General features: G+C 37.0%; 19 protein-coding genes, 1 tRNA gene and 4 pseudogenes. 12 read left to right on the top strand and 12 right to left on the bottom strand.

What is annotated here, in order from left to right; genetic code table 11:
- The first annotated feature begins 1 nt into the window (after window position 1).
- Window positions 2–112, top strand: coding sequence for an IS3 family transposase (locus CRYPD_RS08310; protein WP_138145522.1), 111 nt, complete (start codon window positions 2–4; stop codon window positions 110–112).
- Between the two features lie 29 nt (window positions 113–141).
- Here the strand turns inward: CRYPD_RS08310 and dcm are convergent.
- The 5 genes and pseudogenes from dcm to CRYPD_RS08450 all read right to left on the bottom strand — a co-directional run.
- Window positions 142–816 (bottom strand): annotated as a pseudogene (dcm, locus tag CRYPD_RS04895) (DNA (cytosine-5-)-methyltransferase); the annotation flags it as partial.
- Window positions 807–1,577 carry an exodeoxyribonuclease III gene (locus CRYPD_RS04890; RefSeq protein ID WP_138146482.1) on the bottom strand — a complete coding sequence of 257 codons (771 nt, stop codon included), beginning with the start codon at window positions 1,575–1,577 and terminating at the stop codon, window positions 807–809. The pseudogene dcm and the gene CRYPD_RS04890, both read right to left, overlap by 10 nt.
- A 3-nt stretch (window positions 1,578–1,580) precedes the next feature.
- Window positions 1,581–2,894: a M14 family metallopeptidase gene (locus tag CRYPD_RS04885; protein ID WP_138146481.1), complete on the bottom strand. Its 1,314-nt coding sequence runs from the start codon at window positions 2,892–2,894 to the stop codon at window positions 1,581–1,583.
- The gene (locus CRYPD_RS04880) at window positions 2,891–3,322 is read right to left on the bottom strand and encodes a hypothetical protein (RefSeq protein ID WP_138146480.1); all 432 of its coding nucleotides are present in this window, start codon (window positions 3,320–3,322) and stop codon (window positions 2,891–2,893) included. Before CRYPD_RS04880 ends, CRYPD_RS04885 begins: the two co-directional genes overlap by 4 nt.
- Before the next feature lie 79 nt (window positions 3,323–3,401).
- Window positions 3,402–4,146, bottom strand: a pseudogene (locus CRYPD_RS08450) (IS30 family transposase).
- Between the two features lie 155 nt (window positions 4,147–4,301).
- On the opposite strand from CRYPD_RS08450, the gene pyrE reads away from it, so the two are divergent.
- Complete coding sequence (gene pyrE, locus CRYPD_RS04865; RefSeq protein ID WP_138146477.1) at window positions 4,302–4,940, top strand: orotate phosphoribosyltransferase; 639 nt, start codon at window positions 4,302–4,304, stop codon at window positions 4,938–4,940.
- A gap of 228 nt (window positions 4,941–5,168) precedes the next feature.
- Here pyrE and CRYPD_RS04860 read toward each other — a convergent pair whose 3' ends face one another.
- The 3 genes from CRYPD_RS04860 to CRYPD_RS07985 all read right to left on the bottom strand — a co-directional run bounded on the left by CRYPD_RS04860 (window position 5,169) and on the right by CRYPD_RS07985 (window position 6,092).
- Window positions 5,169–5,504 (bottom strand): type II toxin-antitoxin system PemK/MazF family toxin, encoded by a 336-nt coding sequence (locus tag CRYPD_RS04860; RefSeq protein WP_138146476.1) that lies wholly within the window; start codon window positions 5,502–5,504, stop codon window positions 5,169–5,171.
- Window positions 5,497–5,742: an AbrB/MazE/SpoVT family DNA-binding domain-containing protein gene (locus CRYPD_RS04855; protein WP_138146475.1), complete on the bottom strand. Its 246-nt coding sequence runs from the start codon at window positions 5,740–5,742 to the stop codon at window positions 5,497–5,499. The genes CRYPD_RS04860 and CRYPD_RS04855 overlap by 8 nt, the downstream gene beginning before the upstream one ends.
- 203 nt (window positions 5,743–5,945) lie before the next feature.
- Entirely contained in the window at window positions 5,946–6,092 is a 147-nt protein-coding gene (locus CRYPD_RS07985; protein WP_171004260.1) for a hypothetical protein, read from the bottom strand.
- Here CRYPD_RS07985 and CRYPD_RS04850 point away from each other — a divergent pair.
- On the top strand, window positions 6,063–6,350 hold the full coding sequence (locus CRYPD_RS04850) for a tyrosine-type recombinase/integrase (protein ID WP_425290262.1): 288 nt from the start codon (window positions 6,063–6,065) through the stop codon (window positions 6,348–6,350). The two genes, CRYPD_RS07985 and CRYPD_RS04850, sit on opposite strands and share 30 nt — an antisense overlap.
- A 51-nt stretch (window positions 6,351–6,401) precedes the next feature.
- Here the strand turns inward: CRYPD_RS04850 and CRYPD_RS04845 are convergent.
- Window positions 6,402–6,491 (bottom strand) — tRNA-Ser (locus CRYPD_RS04845).
- Window positions 6,492–6,612: 121 nt separating this feature from the next.
- Here CRYPD_RS04845 and rpmB point away from each other — a divergent pair.
- Together rpmB and rpmG are read left to right on the top strand one after the other, a co-directional pair.
- Window positions 6,613–6,849, top strand: coding sequence for a 50S ribosomal protein L28 (gene rpmB / locus CRYPD_RS04840; protein WP_138146473.1), 237 nt, complete (start codon window positions 6,613–6,615; stop codon window positions 6,847–6,849).
- 10 nt (window positions 6,850–6,859) lie between these two features.
- Window positions 6,860–7,015 carry a 50S ribosomal protein L33 gene (gene rpmG / locus CRYPD_RS04835; protein WP_066045648.1) on the top strand — a complete coding sequence of 52 codons (156 nt, stop codon included), beginning with the start codon at window positions 6,860–6,862 and terminating at the stop codon, window positions 7,013–7,015.
- Between the two features lie 409 nt (window positions 7,016–7,424).
- Here rpmG and CRYPD_RS04830 read toward each other — a convergent pair whose 3' ends face one another.
- Window positions 7,425–9,983, bottom strand: coding sequence for a bifunctional aconitate hydratase 2/2-methylisocitrate dehydratase (locus tag CRYPD_RS04830; RefSeq protein WP_138146472.1), 2,559 nt, complete (start codon window positions 9,981–9,983; stop codon window positions 7,425–7,427).
- 393 nt (window positions 9,984–10,376) lie between these two features.
- On the opposite strand from CRYPD_RS04830, the gene purB reads away from it, so the two are divergent.
- The 3 genes from purB to rimM all read left to right on the top strand — a co-directional run bounded on the left by purB (window position 10,377) and on the right by rimM (window position 12,791).
- Window positions 10,377–11,753, top strand: a complete 1,377-nt coding sequence (gene purB / locus CRYPD_RS04825) for an adenylosuccinate lyase (protein WP_138146471.1) — start codon at window positions 10,377–10,379, stop codon at window positions 11,751–11,753.
- Window positions 11,754–11,815: 62 nt separating this feature from the next.
- Window positions 11,816–12,274, top strand: coding sequence for a 30S ribosomal protein S16 (rpsP, locus tag CRYPD_RS04820; protein WP_138146470.1), 459 nt, complete (start codon window positions 11,816–11,818; stop codon window positions 12,272–12,274).
- Window positions 12,275–12,308: 34 nt separating this feature from the next.
- A complete protein-coding gene (gene rimM, locus CRYPD_RS04815; RefSeq protein ID WP_280178671.1) occupies window positions 12,309–12,791 on the top strand; it encodes a ribosome maturation factor RimM in 483 nt (160 codons plus the stop codon).
- Between the two features lie 32 nt (window positions 12,792–12,823).
- On the opposite strand, the gene CRYPD_RS04810 is transcribed toward rimM, so the two are convergent.
- Entirely contained in the window at window positions 12,824–13,429 is a 606-nt protein-coding gene (locus tag CRYPD_RS04810) for a carbonic anhydrase (protein ID WP_138146468.1), read from the bottom strand.
- A gap of 4 nt (window positions 13,430–13,433) precedes the next feature.
- A complete protein-coding gene (locus CRYPD_RS04805; protein ID WP_138146467.1) occupies window positions 13,434–15,377 on the bottom strand; it encodes an SLC13 family permease in 1,944 nt (647 codons plus the stop codon).
- 563 nt (window positions 15,378–15,940) lie between these two features.
- Between CRYPD_RS04805 and CRYPD_RS04800 the strand changes: the two are divergent.
- From CRYPD_RS04800 to CRYPD_RS04785, 4 genes and pseudogenes are all read left to right on the top strand, one after another.
- Window positions 15,941–16,231: pseudogene (locus tag CRYPD_RS04800) on the top strand (transposase); the annotation flags it as partial.
- A 54-nt stretch (window positions 16,232–16,285) separates the two neighbouring features.
- Window positions 16,286–16,501: pseudogene (locus tag CRYPD_RS04795) on the top strand (S-adenosylmethionine:tRNA ribosyltransferase-isomerase); the annotation flags it as partial.
- A complete protein-coding gene (locus CRYPD_RS04790; protein ID WP_138146464.1) occupies window positions 16,491–18,182 on the top strand; it encodes a P-loop NTPase fold protein in 1,692 nt (563 codons plus the stop codon). The pseudogene CRYPD_RS04795 and the gene CRYPD_RS04790, both read left to right, overlap by 11 nt.
- On the top strand, window positions 18,179–18,422 hold a 244-nt coding region (locus tag CRYPD_RS04785; protein ID WP_244610252.1), incomplete at its 3' end, for an HIT domain-containing protein. The genes CRYPD_RS04790 and CRYPD_RS04785, both read left to right, overlap by 4 nt.

Raw genomic sequence — 18,422 nt, 5'->3', positions numbered from 1 at the left:
AGTGGAAAATGTAGAGAGTTATATTTATTTTTACAATTACAAAAGGATTCATTCAGCTATTGGGTATTTAACCCCAGCAGAAAAGATGGCTGAATTGAAAAAAGTGGCTTGAAATGTGTCCAAGTTGATTAGATCATTACACTCTAACTTTCTTCTTTGATGCCCTGCCCATAATTTATTTGATATTGTGTATTTATCATCAACAATATTGTCTAGAATATCTCCGACTTTAACCTCTTTATTTATTGGACCTGGAAATTTGAAGTTAATATTGTTATCTAAAAATGCAATAATATAAATCCTTTCCCTGTTTTGAGGAACGCCAAAATGTTTAGCGTTTAAAACTTGTGCATAAACCTTATAACCTAACTCTTCTAATGTTTTTTGCACCACATTAAATGTTCTGCCTTTTTCGTGATTTTTAAATCCTTTTACATTTTCTAAAAACAAAACTTTTGGCTTGTGGTGCTTAACAATTCTAACAATATCAAAAAAAAGAGTTCCTCTTGTATCGTCAAACCCTTTTTTTAAACCTGCATTGGAAAAAGGTTGACAAGGAAATCCTGCTAGTAAAATGTCATGTTTAGGAATTTTATCCTCTTTAATCTGAGTAATATCACCACAAGAGACATCGTTAAAATTCTCAAAATATGTTTTTTGTGCATGCTTGTCAATTTCTGATGAAAAAACAAACCCTATTCGCCCTTTAAAAACTTTTTCAAATCCTGTTCTAATGCCACCAATGTCTGCAAATAAATCTATTGCTTGATATTGAGCTTTATTTAATTTTTGGTTAAATTCAAGCCCTAGTTGCATAATTGATACTCCAATATCAACGGCGCATGGTCTGAAAACCGTTTATCTTTATAAACATAGGCGCTTTTAGCCGTGCCTTTTAGATTGGCACTGAGGATTTGATAATCAATGCGCCAGCCGGTGTTATTAGCCCAAGATTGCCCACGGTTTGACCACCAAGTGTATTGGTGTGGCTCTTGGTTGATTTCACGGAAGGCATCAATAAAGCCGACTTCGTTAAATAATTTATCCATCCAAGCGCGTTCTTCTGGTAGGCAGCCTGAGCGGTTTTTGTTGCCGTTGAAATTTTTGATGTCAATTTCTTTATGCACGATATTCATATCGCCACAAATGATATATTGGCGACCGTCTTGCTGTATTTTTTTTAAATAAGGCGTAAATCGATTCTGTATAAACGCCATTTTGTAATTTTGGCGTTCTTGTTTGGCAGAGCCTGAGGGGAGGTAGATTGAAATAATACTAAGATTGCCAAAATCGGCTTGAATAAAACGCCCTTCAAAATCAATGTCTTCCCATGGGCTAAAAATGACTTGGTCGGGTTTGGTTTTGCAATACAAACCTGTGCCACTGTAGCCTTTTTTCTGAGCGGGATGATAAAAAGTGTGTGTGTCTTTGGGGTAAAACTTATCATCCAATTGGTCTTCTTGTGCTCTTAGTTCTTGTATGCATACCACTTCTGCATTTTGTTTTTTCAGCCAAGTGAAGAAGCCTTTTTTTTCAGCGGCGCGAATACCATTGACATTAACCGTTATAATTTTCATATTCTAGTGTTGTTTTAATAATTTAAGAGGTTTTACAGGCGAGTTTTTAATATTTTGAGCCTCAGATAAGAGGTATTTTATTGCATTGTAATTTTCCTCAAAAGTTGGCAAAATTTCATCTTTATGCGGGCTAAACCCATTGAATCCAGCACTTAGCCACTCACTTGGTCGCAATTCAATGAGGAAACTGAGAATATCTAACGCCCCGTAAGACCAATCAATTGCATCGCCATTCGTGTTATATAGTAATTCAGGTGTTTTAACGGGTTTGTATATTTCCCCGTGAACTGTCTTAATTGCCTCAGAAATTTTGGTAGCAATGGCACTTAATTGGGCGTTGTCTTTGCTGAGGTCATTGATATAGCCCCATGGATATAGCACTAATTGACTGTAACTGTGATAAGAGACGAAGATTTGTGGATGGATTTCTGTAACAAAACCCTCAATGGCTTTAGTTTCTGTCTCTGATGCTGGTGCCGCACCCCTGTAAGTGTTTGAACTGGTAGTAGGCGATGAACCAATATCATCATACCCCCACTTGAAAGAATGATTACGATTTAAATCTACGCCATAAGTGCCATCGCCATTGTCTCTGCGGTTTTTTCGCCAATATCTTGTACTGTCATCAATCCTTGAATACTCATGCCCATCTGGGTTGACCATAGGCACTATCCAAATTTCACTGTTGTCAATTAAAGCAGTTATCTCAGAATTTGCACCATAATCTTCCAATAATTGTTGTGCGATTAAATGGACAACATTTGGAACAATCCACTCTCTAGCGTGATAAGTGCCAACCAAAACAATCTTTGCTTTTTGTGCTGCATCAGAATTAACTTGACTGTTTATTTTAAAAGCAATAATATCCCTGTTTTCAATGCTTTTACCGATTATTTTGGTGCTAAAAATATGAGGATACTTTGTTACTAAAGAGAGCGCTTGTTTTTGCAAAAATGCATAATCAATAAAGTCTTCTTTTGCCTTTAACCTAACAACAACTACAACTGTTGTTGCTTTACTAAAACGGCTTTCACTTGTATTGTTAGCATTAACCCACGAAACCTTTACTGTGATTGTCTTGCCAATCTCATTTAAGGTTAAAGTATAAGTTTTTTCAATGGCATTGCTAATAGGCACATTTGCGGCATGCCATTGATATGAAAATACCAAATTATCTGCCATGGTTGTCGTATCAGCAGTTAAAGTATTTCCATTTGTGGCAATGCCAGTAATAATTGGCCTGTCAGTAGGGGGGGTATTATCAGAACACCCAAATAAAAAAGCGATAAAAAATAGGCAAACAATAATGCGCTTCATAGATTATCGCCGACAAATATTGTGAGACCCAGTGCTTCTAATCGTTTTATTTGGGCATCAAACGCTCTGCCGACTATTTTTTGCTTGGTTTTGTGAAAAATATCAACCCCAGCTTGTAAAATATGCACCAATTGCTGTTCATCTTGAAAATAAATATCAACTTTTCTTTGAATAAAATCACTCTCTTTTGTTGGCGATAACGATATATTGGGAATAACCGTATTTTTATTGATTTTAACAACCATAAAATCAGGTTCAATTACTAAGATTTCATCCACATAACTTTCTATATTGGGCAAGTTTATTGACTGAGTTAATAGAATTTTTTTGTAAATAAAGTCAGAAGCCAAACTGTTTTTTGACAAAGTAACGCCAACGATACACAATAGAAATATTGACCAAACCCATGTTTTATTATATTTTTTCATTTATTTGATTGCTAAATCTTCAATTCAGTATCTGATTAAAAATCTTTTTTCCTAGTTTGTCAATAATAATCGGGCGAATTCAACCCATAAGTGCAACACTTCCATTCAAAAAATAGTCTTTACCAGTTAACTGCGCAAAGACCTCAAATGGGGTTTCCCACCCCAAACATTTCCTTGGTCTATTATTCATTAAATCCGTTACTCTAAATGCTTCTTTTTCACTTACCTTGTCCAAAGCCATTTGCTTGGGGAAGAATTGTCTTAATAAACCATTATGGTTCTCGTTTAAGCCACGCTCCCAACTGTAGCAAGGATTAGCAAAATAAGTTTCACAATCAAGCGATTTGGCAATGCTTTCATGCCAACTAAACTCACGCCCATTGTCAAAAGTTAAGGCTTTAACCCAGTGCTTAAGTGGCGTGAGTAATTTAGCAATAGCATCAAGTGTTTGCGGTACTTCTTGTGCTGGTGGCAAAGGTATTTATAAAGCACACCGCCTACCACTTTGTTTTGCAAAACAAAGTGGTAGGCGGTTTCAGTGCTGATCTTAACTTTCTCATCCAACTCTAGGCGTCCCACGATTTGCTCAGGACTCTAATACTCTTTTAGTTTTAGTGCTTAATTTCAGCAGTAAGCTTATTCTGTTGATGTCGCTCACAAGCAAGATTGTTAGCTTGCTTGTGGCAATAACCTCTATTGCCAGTATTACGAGATAATTCTCGAGAAATAGTTGAGTTACTTCTACCCATTGAATTGGCAATAAAAGTTTGACTGTATCCTTGTTTTTTCAACAGGTAAATATGGTATCTTTGTTTGCAGGTCAATTGCGTATATTTTTTCCTATTTCACTTCTTTTCTTGTTAGGTTAAAGAGTGGTTAATATACTCTTTTGACCGACTAACGAGTGTTGCACTTATGATGTGAATTCAAGTCGTTATAATTCGCACAACTTTTAAAAAATAATTTTACAGGAGAATTTATGAAATCATATCAAAAAGATTTTGTGGACTTTATGCTAGAAATTGGTGCTTTAAAATTTGGAGAATTTACGCTGAAATCAGGCAGAATCAGCCCTTATTTTTTTAACGCAGGTGCTTTTAATACGGGCGAACATTTGTCAAAATTAGGCGGATTTTATGCACAAGCCATTCAAAAAAGCGAACTGGATTTTGATGTACTATTTGGCCCAGCCTACAAAGGCATCCCACTCGCCACTGCCACCGCTATGGCGCTGAACGACAGTTTTCATAAAAATGTGCCGTATAGTTTTAACCGCAAAGAAGCCAAAACCCATGGTGAAGGCGGTGATATTGTCGGCCACCCACTCACAGGCAATATTTTGATAATTGATGATGTTATTACCGCAGGTACTGCTATTTGCGAAGCGATGGATATTATTAAGGCGAATGGTGCCACGGCTAAGGGTGTGATTGTGGCAGTTGATCGTCAGGAAAAAGGCAAAGGCGAGCAGTCAGCTATTCAAGAAGTTGAGCAGAATTTTGGCATCACTGTTTTGAGCATTATCAATCTCGGTCATTTAATCGATTATTTAAAACAAGGCGACGACCAAGCGCTCATTGAGCGTATTGAAGCGTATCGCACTCAATATGGCGTTTAACGCTAGATAAAGCGAATTACTAAATACTCGATTGAGCATAGTGTCGTTCTATGTGATTAGGGTACTTAGCAATTCAACGCCGTAGAAAGGAAAGGCGTAATAAATAGGGGGCTTGAATCCAACATTAAACACTCAGAACTACAAACCGCTATACAAAGGTATTTAAAAGACTGTAATTGGTGTATTTTGACCTATTTAGAAATGATGTTGTCAAAAAGTTGTCATTTTTTAAGCACCCAATAAAGGCAGTAATTTACTTAAAACTTCATCAATAACACGCCTGTCAGCTTTGGTGATTAATTTTGCCTTTCTGTCTCTAAAACTCAGTGTATTAACAATAGTACTAGCAACTACGCTGGGCTTGTCTAAGCCGTTAATTTTAACTTCTGTAAGTCCACCACGAATACTAGTGCTAATCGGTGAGCAAATTACCATGCCCGTCTTTTTAGCATATTGCTTTGATGACAGAATAAGTGCAGGACGGTATTTACCGATTTCTCTATCTTTCGTAGGCTCAAAATCTAGCCAAACAATATCACCCCTATCGGGAGTGTAATTATTCATATTCGCTGTTTAACAACTTAGGCACTAATTTGGCGTGTGCATTGCTTGGTGTTATATCCGATAGTAACTCTTGTTCGGTAAACTTCCTATTAGTTGGCTTAACGGCATTAAAACCATTTTCATTAATGGTAATAGTTAGCAAATCGCCTTCTCTAAGGTTTGGGATGGTCCTCAATATGCCAGATATTCTAAGTGCTAATCCATTACCCCATTTTTGCACTCGGCTTTCTATTTGCATTTTTGACACCTCTATGATTGATACAAAGTGTATACATCATACCACGATTTTAAATTGATAATACTTATTTTTGCTTCGCAAAATTGGGCTTCATCCAAACCCATTTATGATGGGAAAATAAGTGTTATTGGGAAGAATGGCAAGGCAAGATACATACCAAATTAAGGCAGAACTTGCTGATAAATTAGAATTACCTTTATCTGCTAGAGACCTTTGCATAAATAGGGATGATTAGCAAAATTCAATTTTTGCCAGATTGGTGATTTTATTAAACCTTGTCCTAGCAGGGCTAAGGCTGGGTTTAAAAAATCGCCAAGCGGGTGAAAAGTGGATTTTTGATGATTATTCATATTTATGCAAAGGTCTCTGCTAGTAAGAATACCTTTGCTAATTGTTATAAAAAATCAGGCATTAAAAAAGTTGAAGGGCAAAGCACGCACATACTACGCCACACTTTTGCAAGTTGTTTTATTATGGATGGCGGCAATGTTTTGAGTTTGCAAAAGATACTAGAGCATAATACTTTGACGATGACAATGCGCTATGTACATCTTGCGTTTGACCACTTGCAAGATGTATTAAAATTTGCACCTGTTGTCAAATCGTAGTCATTTTTTATTTTTATGTGGCTTGAAAGTATTGATACTAAGCCATTAATATGGTGGAGGGATAGGGATTTGAACCCTAGAAGGAGATTAATCCTTGCTGGTTTTCAAGACCAGTGCATTCAGCCGCTCTGCCATCCCTCCGAAGCAGTGTATGATACCAAGAGTTGTATCAATAGTAAATAGTATTGATAAAATTTAACTTTGAAAGTCAATCATTTTTTAAGTATAATGCCTTCTTTTTAGATTTTTAGATAGGTGAACTATGGCAAAGGTATGTCAAGTAACGGGCAAACGCCCAATTAGTGGTAATAATGTATCACACGCAAATAATAGAACGCGTAGGCGTTTTTATCCAAATCTACACACACACCGCTTTTGGGTGGAAAGTGAGAACCGTTTTGTGAAGTTAAAATTAACAGCCAAAGGTTTGAGAATTGTCGATAAAAAAGGCATCGACACTGTATTAACAGAAATTCGCGCTCGTGGCGAAAAGGTTTAAAGGGTAAATTATGAGAGAAAAAATCAGGTTAGTATCATCGGCCAAAACAGGTCATTTTTATACAACAACTAAGAACAAACGACTACACCCGGAAAAGGTAGAAGTTAAAAAGTTTGATCCAGTTGTTAGACAGCATGTAATGTATAAAGAGGCTAAGATTAAATAATGGACACAGTAAAGCATTATTTTTGTTATTCAAAAGTCATTTATTGAGCCAGCAGAAAGATTTGGATTGTCTATTACTGAATTAAAAGGGCTTAATCCTTCAATTGAAGACTTAATACTACATTTAAATATAGTGAAGCGGTAGATAAATTGATAATAGAGCTAAAGAAACACGCTAATCACTAATAAAATTGTACATAAGGAGTAAAAAAAGGAGAAAGGGCGATGAAAACCAACGAAAAACAAAAGTTAATTGAACAAGTATACAAACTTTAGATGAAATTAAGTTGCATCTTGATTTTATTTTTGAGGCAATTAAGGAGAATGGAAAAAAATCAGCATAGTAACTGTATTTTTCAATAAAAAAGCCACTGTTGAAAAGTGGCTTTTTTATCGTCTAATGTTTTTTGCTACTCTTTTAAAATTGTATCAAGCGCAATATGCCCAACAGCATCTTGATATTCAGATATTTGGTCAAAATTAAGGTATTGATAAATATTGTCTGATATCGGTTTAATAGTCTGCATTTCTGTTTGATATTCTTCAACTGTTGGAATTCGTCCGAGTTTTGCGGCAATGGCCGCTACTTCGGCGGATGATAAGTACACATCGGCACTATCACCTAGGCGGTTGGGGAAGTTGCGAGTTGAGGTGGAAACTACGGTGGCATTGTTTTTAACACGCGCTTGATTGCCCATACACAGTGAACATCCGGGGGTTTCTGTGTGTTGGGTAATGGATTCAAAAGTTTGATATATACCTTCTTTTTTGAGTTGCACCTCGTCCATGCGAGTTGGTGGTGCAATCCAAAGCTCAGTAGGCAACTCTGTTTGGTCTTTTAATAATTGTGCCGTTGCCCTAAAATGACCGATATTGGTCATACAGGAACCGATAAAAACTTCGTCAATCTTGGTATTTTCGACTTCTGAGAGTAATTTAACATCATCGGGGTCATTTGGACAAGCGAGAATTGGCTCTTTAATTTCATCTAGGTTGATGTCAATAATTGCAGCATATTCGCAATTATCATCGGCTGTTAATAATTCAGGGGCATCTAGCCATTTTTGCATCGACTGAATGCGTCGTGCAATGGTTTTTTTGTCTTCATAGCCCATCTCTATCATGGATGACAGTAAGGCAATATTGGATTGCAAGTACTCTGCCACAGGTGCTTTGTTGAGTTTAATGGTGCAACCATTGGCACTTCGTTCTGCGGAAGCGTCAGTTAATTCAAAGGCTTGCTCAATTTTTAAATTCCCTAAGCCTTCAATCTCTAAAATTCGACCTGAGAAAATATTCTTCTTATTGGCTTTTTCAACCGTTAATAAACCTTGTTGAATCGCAACATAGGGAATCGCATTGACTAAATCTCGTAGAGTAATTCCAGCTTGCATTTTCCCACTGAAGCGTACCAAAACCGATTCTGGCATATTGAGCGGCAACACCCCAAGTGAAGCGCCAAATGCCACCAAGCCAGACCCTGCTGGGAAACTAATGCCAATCGGAAAACGAGTGTGAGAATCGCCGCCTGTGCCTACCGTATCAGGTAACAACATACGATTTAACCATGAGTGAATAATGCCATCGCCCGGCTTGAGTGATACGCCACCACGAGATTGCATAAAGTCAGGCAGTGAATGTTGTAGTTCCAAATCAACAGGTTTGGGGTAAGCGGCTGTGTGGCAAAAACTTTGCATAACCAAATCAGCTGAAAAACCTAAGCATGCCAATTCCTTGAGTTCATCACGGGTCATTGCCCCTGTGGTATCTTGTGAGCCAACGGTCGTCATACGAGGCTCACAATAAGTGCTGGGTGCAATACCCACAACACCACAGGCTTTGCCAACAATTTTTTGTGCCAAGGTATAGCCTGTGCCATTGTTATTTGTATCTTGTGGGCGTAAAAATATATCACTGATATTCAAATCTAAATCTTGGCGTGTTTTATCGCTCAATCCTCGTCCAATAATGAGTGGAATGCGTCCCCCTGCACGAATTTCATCGGGGATGGTGGTCGGCGTAAGCTCAAAAGTGGAGACAGTTTCTCCCTTGGCATTGGTAATTTTCCCTGCGTAAGGATGAATGGTGATTTCATCACCCATTTGCATTTTGGAGACATTACACTCAATCGGCAATGCACCTGAATCTTGTGCAGTGTTAAAGAAAATTGGTGCAATATTACTGCCAAGTACCACGCCACCACTGCGTTTATTTGGCACATAATTAATGTCATTGCCCATGTGCCACAGCACTGAATTAATGGCAGATTTGCGTGAAGACCCTGTGCCAACTACATCGCCAACGAAGGCGAGTGGCAATCCTTTTTCTTTAAGTTGCACAATGGTTGTTAAAGGACTGTCCATTTTTTTGACTAGTATTGATTGTGCGTGTAGCGGAATATCAGGGCGTGACCAAGCTTCAGTAGCAGGGGATAAGTCATCGGTGTTAATTTCACCTTCAACACGAAAAACTGTGAGTTTAATGGCTTCAGGCAGTGCTTTTTTATTTGCAAACCAGTCAGCGTTTGCCCAAGCATCAACCACCTGTTTGGCAAAAGTGTTAGTGGCTGCTTTTTCTACAATGGTTTGATAGGCTTCATAAATAAGTAGCGTTTTAGACAGAGCATCACAGGCTGTTTGTGCAGTTGCATCAATTTCTAGCAGTTCAATCAGTGGGGTAATATTGTAGCCGCCCATCATAGTGCCTAATAAAAAAGTCGCCTGTTGTTGATTAATCGCATGGCAGTCTTGTTCGCCTTTGGCAACGCTGGTTAAAAAGCTAGCCTTTATATAAGCAGCCTCGTCCACGCCAGGCGGCACACGATGAGTAAGTAAATCTAGATAAAAAGCATCGTCGTTGCCACTAATTAGGTTTTTAACAACGGAATTTGTTTGCTTTGTATTTAACACTAAAGGCGGTAAATTGTCTTTGGCACGCTCGTCGATATGGGCTAGATAAGCTGTTTTCATCTGCTTGATTAGGGAATAATATAAAGCGTATAATTATACGCTAAGGTGTCAATATAGCAGATAAATTATGACAGAGAAATCCATTAGAATTGATGAAGAATACAGCGACTTGCTAAGTGATAATAATAGAAACATCATTATTCACCCAACAAAGAGATGATGTGGTTTTTTACATTGTACAAGATAACAAAAAAGAGCACTTGATTTTGCTAAACACTTAAAAAAAGACATTAATTTATTGGTTGATTTTCCATACCAATACCAATAATCCAAATACTCAAATGATAAAAATATCAGAGATATGATTTTCAAAGGCTATACGATTATTTACCGTATTCATCAAAATGCCATTGAAATTCTACAAATTTTTAATAAAAACCAACCAGAAAAACTATGCAATTAAATCAATTAACCGCAATTTCCCCTATTGATGGGCGTTATTTTGACAAAACCAATACTTTAAGCGAAATCTTTAGCGAATTTGGACTGATTAAATATCGTGTATTAATTGAGGTGAAATGGCTACAAGCTATGGCAGACAATGATAGCATCTCAGAAGTGCCAGCGTTTAGCCAATTAGCCAGTCAATTTTTAACTGCTATTGCCACCAACTTTTCGCTTGCCGATGCACAAGCAGTTAAGGATATTGAGAAAACCACCAACCATGATGTAAAAGCGGTTGAATATTTCCTAAAAGACAAAATTAAGGATAATGCAGAACTAAATGCCGTGAGTGAATTTTTCCACTTTGCCTGCACTTCAGAAGACATTAATAATTTGTCTCATGCGCTAATGTTGGTTGATGGGCGTGATGTGCTAATCACGCAAATGCAAAATATTTTGTCTTTAATGACCAGTTTGGCACAAGACAACGCTGCTATTCCCATGCTTTCTAGAACGCATGGTCAAACTGCCTCGCCGACCACAGTTGGCAAGGAAATGGCAAACTTTGCTTATCGCCTAAAGCGACAAATTAAGCACCTAGAAAAGGTTCAAGTGATGGGTAAATTTAATGGCGCAGTGGGTAATTTTAATGCCCATATTTGTGCCTATCCAGACCTAGATTGGCAGCGTATTTCACAGGCGTTCATTAAAGATTTAGGAGTGAATTATGCGACCTATACAACGCAGATTGAAGCCCATGATTATATGGCAGAATATTTTCATTCAATCAATCGTTTTAACACTATTTTGATTGATTTTTGCCGTGATATTTGGGGCTATATCTCGCTGGGTTATTTCAAGCAAAAAACCATTGCTGGCGAAGTTGGTTCGTCCACTATGCCACACAAAGTCAATCCGATTGATTTTGAAAATGGTGAGGGTAATTTGGGTATTGCCAATGCACTGAATACGCATTTGGCAGATAAACTGGCAATTTCTCGCTGGCAAAGAGACCTCTCTGATTCAACCGTACTTAGAAACCTTGGCGTAAGTTGCGCCCATTGTTTGGTGGCGTACGCATCAATTGCCAAAGGTATCGGTAAACTAGAAATCAATGAGACCAAATTGTTGGCGGATTTAGACAGTTCGTGGGAAGTATTGGCAGAACCCATTCAAACCATAATGCGCCGTTACGGCATTGAAAACCCATACGAAAAACTCAAAGCACTCACTCGTGGTAATACGATTGATGCACAAGTATTGGCAGATTTCGTTAAAGATTTGGATGTGCCAGAAGAAGCCAAACAAGCCTTAGCAGAATTAACACCGATGACTTATATCGGTGATGCGCAAAAACTAGCAAGTGCAACCAAAAAACTGATATAATCCTGCGTCTTGTGTCATATCGGCATAAGAATTTTTTTTAAATAAATAGGAGCAAAAAACCCATGGTTAAAATTAGACTAGCCCGAGGTGGAGCCAAGAAAAAACCTTTTTATTCAATTGTAGCAACAGACTCTAGAAAGCGTAGAGACAGTGGCTATATTGAGCGACTTGGATATTTTAATCCAGTGGCGCGTGGACAAGAAGTTAGGCTTACCCTTGAAGAAGAGAGATTGGAGTACTGGGAGTCAAAAGGCGCACAGATTTCTGACAGAGTTAAGCAACTGATCAAAGAATTCAAAGACCCTGCAATTCGTGAAAAGCGTGTTGCTGAACAAGATGCTAGAGTAGCAGCAGTTGCCACCAAACTAGCTGCGGAAGCAAAAGCAAAAGCAGACGAAGAAGCAAAAGCAGAGGCTGAAGCAAAAGCAGCAGAAGAAGCAGAGGCCAAAGCAGCCGCCACAGAAGAGACAGCAGAAGAATCACCTGCTGAAACAGCAGAAGAGGAAAAAGCCGCTGAGTAATTCAAGCGCTTTTTCTTCAAACTCAAAAAGGCTATTGGTTGGCACAATCAATGGTCTTTTTGGCGTTCAGGGCTGGGTGAAAATTTTCTCACACACCCAATCTAGAAAAAACATCTTATCCTACAAGCCTTGGCATATTCAAATTGACGGACAATGGCAAACATTAGAGATTGTCAATGGTAGAGAGCAATCTAAAACCATTGTTGCAAAAATTAAGGATGTTGATAATCGAGAACAAGCCAGATTGATGATTGGTATTGATGTGTATATTGAAAAATCACAACTGCCTAAACTTAAAGGCAATGAATATTATTGGAAGGACTTAATTGGATTGGAGGTCGTCAATCAATCAGATTTCGTGCTTGGAAAGGTGGAAAATTTGGTAGATACAGGCGCCAATCATGTGATTGTTGTACGAGGGGAAAAAGAACATTGGGTACCTTATATTGCGCCTTTTTTAATTAAAGTTAATTTAGAAACACAACAAATTTTGGTTGATTGGGACGAGAATTTTTAAACAAATTGAGGTAAGTACAAAATTCTAAAAAATTAAGTTAAGAACTGAACCACACCTGATTTTAAAGAATAATTAGCGCCCACAACTTCCACTTCATGATCGTTAATAGCCGCTTTAATAATTGGCGACTGACTTTGTAATTGATTGACCGAATTAATGATATTAACCTCAACAGCCCTATTCATTAATTCATGGCTTTCTAAATCTAAGTCAATCAGAGGTAGAATGGATGGCTTTATTCTGTCAGTGATGGAATAAAGACTGCCTGACAAGGGTGTTTTATTAATACACTCATCAACAGTGGCACTGATAGCGCCGCAATTAGAGTGCCCTAGTACCACGATTAGAGCAGCTTTAAACTTTGAAATTGCAAACTCAATACTGCCCATTTGCGAAGGGGCGACTATATTGCCTGCAATACGAATAATGAATAAGTCGCCAAAACTTTGGTCAAAAATGGTCTCAATTGGCACTCGTGAATCGGAGCAACCTAATACAACGGCAAAAGGTTTTTGCTCTTGTATGTCACTGATATGTTGATGTGGGTCAAACTGGTTGTGTGAGGCGGTGCCATCAACAAAACGCTGATTACCGTCAATCAATATTATTTTTGCTTGAGCTGAGTTCAACGGTTGCATTGTTTTAAAAAACAATATTCATCATTGTCATCATAACGATAATAAACAGCACCGTCATAAGCCCACCTGCCTTGATGAAATCTGCTACCTTGTAACCACCAGGACCCATAATTAAAGCATTTACTTGATGAGTGGGAATTAAAAATGAATTTGAAGTGGCAATGGCGACTGCCAATGCATACACTGCTGGGTCTTCGCCTACTTGAATGGCAATATTAACAGCAATAGGCACCAAAAGAATGGTTGCACCGACATTCGACATAACCAAGGTAAAGAAAGTTGCCAGTATTACAATGGAAGTTAGTATCACCCAAGGCGCCATATCGCCCACTACTTTAACTGTTTCTTGTGCAATCCATAAAGCGGTACCTGTTTTTGACACTGCCATACCTAGCGGAATAAGACTGGCTAATAAAAACACCGTTTTCCAAGAAACCGCACGATACGCTTCTTCTATTTTAATAACACCAGATAAAATCATACCCAAAGCGCCTGTCATTAGTGCAATAGAGAGCTTAATATCAGTAAACAATACTAAGAAAAGTGCAATCGCAAAGAAAATGCTAGCCCATTTTATTTTTTCAGGTCGGTGCTCTTCCTGTCTTGGATACTCAGAAGTGATGACGATGAAATCCGTGTTAGATTGTAATCTATCAAGGTCAATCCAGCGTGTATGAACAATTAAGGTATCACCTGATTGAAATGGTATATTACGAATGCCTTCGCCTTCTTGCATGGTTTCCCCGCCACGGTGCAATGCAACCATGGCGATGCCATAGGTTTTGCGTAACCATACATCTCTAGCACTTTGATTGATGAGTGAAGAATTGGGTGGAATAACGATTTCTGCCGTGCCGCATTCTTGTGTGGAAAGTAAATTAGAAAATTTTTCAATAGTATCTGAGAGTTCAAGGTGAAATCCTTGGACAAAGGCATCCAAATGCTCTTTTGTTGTCAATACACCCAAAGTCATTTGCGGCTGAATGGTGATGCTTCGTTCCACCGAGTGATGTCCAATAAAGGTTTCGCCCTCAATGGTCTGAATGGCGATGATTCTAATTTTAGCGGCGGTTTCAATATCATCAAGTTTCATGCCAATTAGTGTGGAGTCTTTAGAGACATTAACCTCAAATAAATCATAATCTATGTTGTAAACTTGATGAAAATGCTCAATGGTTGAGATAGATTCTGATAGATTTTTTTTGGTTTCAGGCAATACAAACTTGCCAGCAATAACAAAATACACAATCCCTGTTATAACCAATGCAATACCAATTGGAGTTACGGAAAACAACCCCCAAGTGTTCATTTGCTGACCAACATCTAGCCCCTGATTAGTGGTTAGAATTAAATCATTGAGTAAGATTAAAGGACTAGAGCCCACCATGGTTATCGTGCCGCCCAAAATTGCGGTAAAGCCCATCGGCATCAATAATCGTGATATTGGAATGCCTGAACGAGATGAAATGCGACTCACAACAGGGATAAATAACGCCGCTGCACCGACATTTTGCATAAAAGAGGAAATAAACCCAACAGTAGAAGAAATGATAGGAATAACCCTCGGCTCAGAAGTGCCACCCACTCTAAGAATAAACGAAGCGACCTTGCTCATTAACCCTGTTTTATCTAGGCCTGCGCCAATAATCATTACCGCAATAATGGACATCACCGCATTGGAAGAGAACCCATCAAACAATCTTTGGTTGTCAACCAGCCCCTCTTCTAATCCCATTACAGTATAAATCCATGGCAAAGAGCTCAGCCCTAAAATAATCATAATGGTAATAGCAGCCTCATCAACCTCTACCACCTCAAAAGCAAATAAATAAATTGTCAACACCAGAATGCCCAACATCCAAGAAATAGGCACAGTTGGAGCAATTGTTGAAAGCCACAAGGCAAAAATAGCAAAAATAATCGCTGCAATATTTTTTTTATTAAACATGATTTTGATTTTATTAAGAATAGAAAACAACAGGCGGAATTATAACATAATCACAGTACTACTCAGCACTGCTCTCAAGTTTTACCGATTAAAAAATATCTATTTTTGGCTGAGTGATTTTTGCTCAATATTTTTTTTGCTAATCTCAATAAAACGCTGAATGTAACTAACTTACTTGTCTCATTTGCGCAAAATCGCAAATAATTTTTGCCTCAGTTCTTGGCGATTATTGTTTCAACCAAAATAGAAAAGATGGCGGTATTAATTATAAGCTGGGTAATTTTTTTAAACCTAGCCTTAGCCTTGCTAGGACAGAGTTTAAAAAAAATACCAAGTTGACAAAAATTGAATTCTGCTAATCATCCATATTTATGCAAAGGTCTCAAGCAATTACTATAAAATACAAAAAAACTTTTAAGATTAAGGATGTGTGATGAGAGCACTAATAAAAAACACCTACACAGCTTACAACAATACCATTAACCTAATTACCCATATTATAGCAACCTAACAATCTTAGACACATTTATAGCCTTATAACACAAAATATAAGGAGGTCAATCATGACACAACAAAAACCAAAAAAACCAAGAACAACTTTTACCATTGAACAGAAATTAGATTACGCCAAGCTAATGGTCAATGAAAATTACACCAACAAACAGATTATAGAAATATCAGGTGCTGGACCAACTGCAGTTACTCGTTGGAAGAAGCAATACTTAGCAGAGCTTAATGGTCAAACGCCAGATCATGGCAAAGCAATGACGATAGAACAACAAGAAATACAATCTTTAAAGAAACAACTATGGCGTGCTAAAAGGGATAATGAAATCCTAAAAAAGGCAGCCGCCTTGTCTGCTCAGGACAGTCATTAGCCCATATAATTGCTAAGATGAACAAGGCACACAAGTATTTTCATTTACCTCGGCTATCAATTTCAAATTATAGACAGTCTAATTACCAATTTCCACCTACCCAAATCCTCCCTATTAATGCTAGTCAGCGCCCTTATTGGACACACCAAAATGATGGAAATTTACCAACACGCCATCAAAGAACGCTATCGGTTTTTTTCCTATGGCGATGCAATGTTATTAACAAAAACAAGTTATGAGTGTTGAAAATTTAAAGAAAAGACTGAAAAATATTCTTGAAAAAGACGACTCCACTGTCGTTTCTATTAATGGCAAATGGGGCGTAGGTAAGACCTATTTTTGGAATGAATTTAAAGAGGAATTAATAAATCAAAAAACTGCTTATATCTCTTTGTTTGGTAAAGAAAAAATCTCAGACATTCGAACAGATATATTTTTACAAGTTATCTCCAAAAGAGAGGAGGCCGTTAAAAATTTTAAAGCATTATTTAAAGGTATAAAGGTTCCGTATGTCAATATATCAGCACTCATAACTTTGCTTGATAACCAAGATTTTAAAGATATTATTGTATGCTTTGATGATTTTGAAAGGCTGTCGTCATCAATGAAATTAGAAGAAATTTTAGGCTTTATATCCGAATTAAAAGAACAAAAAAATTGTAAAGTTGTTATGATTTTAAATAAAGGAGAGTTAGGGGATAACAAAGCAATACTTGACAAATATAAAGAAAAGTTGATTGATTATGAGTTTGATTACAATCCAAAGCCATCCGAATCATTGGAAATATTAAAGGATAAATTAACTATCTTTACAAGTTATCCATTAGAGGATTATTTAACGAAGCACAAAATAAATAATATACGGGTTATTAGTCGAATTATTAACGCATTAAATGATTTTTCCTTTATTCAGCCCTGTATTAAAGATACACCAGAAGTTACAATTGAGATAGTGGGTAGTATTATTGAAATTGCTGCCATTAACGCACAGATTTCTTCTTTTTCTGAGTTTATGGAGTATGTTTGCGAGAAGTCATCATCTAGGCCTAAGGAGACTAAATTTACAGAAAATGAAAAATATGAGGAATTACTGTCATTGATTGACGGCGATGATTGTAATAAGCCTTATTTTTTACAAAGTGATATTGTATCTAACCTTATTAAATATTGCCAAACCTCACTTGTTAATGAGGAATCTTTTGTAAAAATTGTTCAACCTAAAATTGAAAATCAGTATTTATATTCTGTGTATAAAAGCATTAGAGAAAAACATGATAAAGATTTATATGATATGTCGTATAAAGTTGAAGAATATGTATCAGATTTATGGAATATTTTGAACGCCAAAGGCAGTGAAATTATTATTGCTAAAGATACATATTTACATTCTCAAAGTTTCATATGCTATATCGAACAATTAGAAAAGCTAGATGTTGAAAATAAAGAAAAATATCATAATTTCGCTATTGAATGCTTAAAAGAATTTATTCAAAGTAATCTTTATTGGATGAAAGATAAAGATGATAGACTTAATGGTCCACAACAAATTTTAGATTTTGATCAAGAGTTGTCTCGTTATTACAAGAAACATGTTGAAAACAATTATCGAGAATCCGTTAATTCAATTCAAAAAATAATAATTTTGATGAGTAATGAAGAAAACTGTGATCATAATCAAAGATTAGAATCTTTATCTCAACTTCAACAAGGAGAGATAAAGGAATACATGTTATTTAGTGCAGAATACCTTAAAGAAGTTCATAGGTTTTTACGCTCTTATGGGCTTGGTACACAGTTTAACATATATGTAAAAAATGTAGTATCTGCACTTCGCGAATTGTCCCAATCTGAAAATAAAGATTATGCGCATAAGGCTCAACATATGGTGGACGATTTAGAAAAAAACAATAAAATTAGCAAATCATGACAATATATCAAAATGACTTGGTAATCATAACAATAGAACCCAGCGAAATCCCTTGGATTAAAGTTTTTACCAAACGAAAAATCAAAGAATTTAGCGAATGCACAGTAGCGGAAAAGTGTGAAATTTTTAGAATTATTGACATTACTGAAAAGTTAATGTTAAGTTATTTCAATGCAGATAAGATTAATATCGCCTCTTTTGGAAACTTATTGCCACAAGTTCACTGGCACATCATGGCAC

Source organism: Bathymodiolus heckerae thiotrophic gill symbiont, from assembly GCF_900180345.1.
Taxonomy (GTDB): domain Bacteria; phylum Pseudomonadota; class Gammaproteobacteria; order PS1; family Pseudothioglobaceae; genus Thiodubiliella.
Note: the sequence above shows the minus strand (reverse complement) of the source record. Positions and strands in the feature narration are given on the sequence as shown.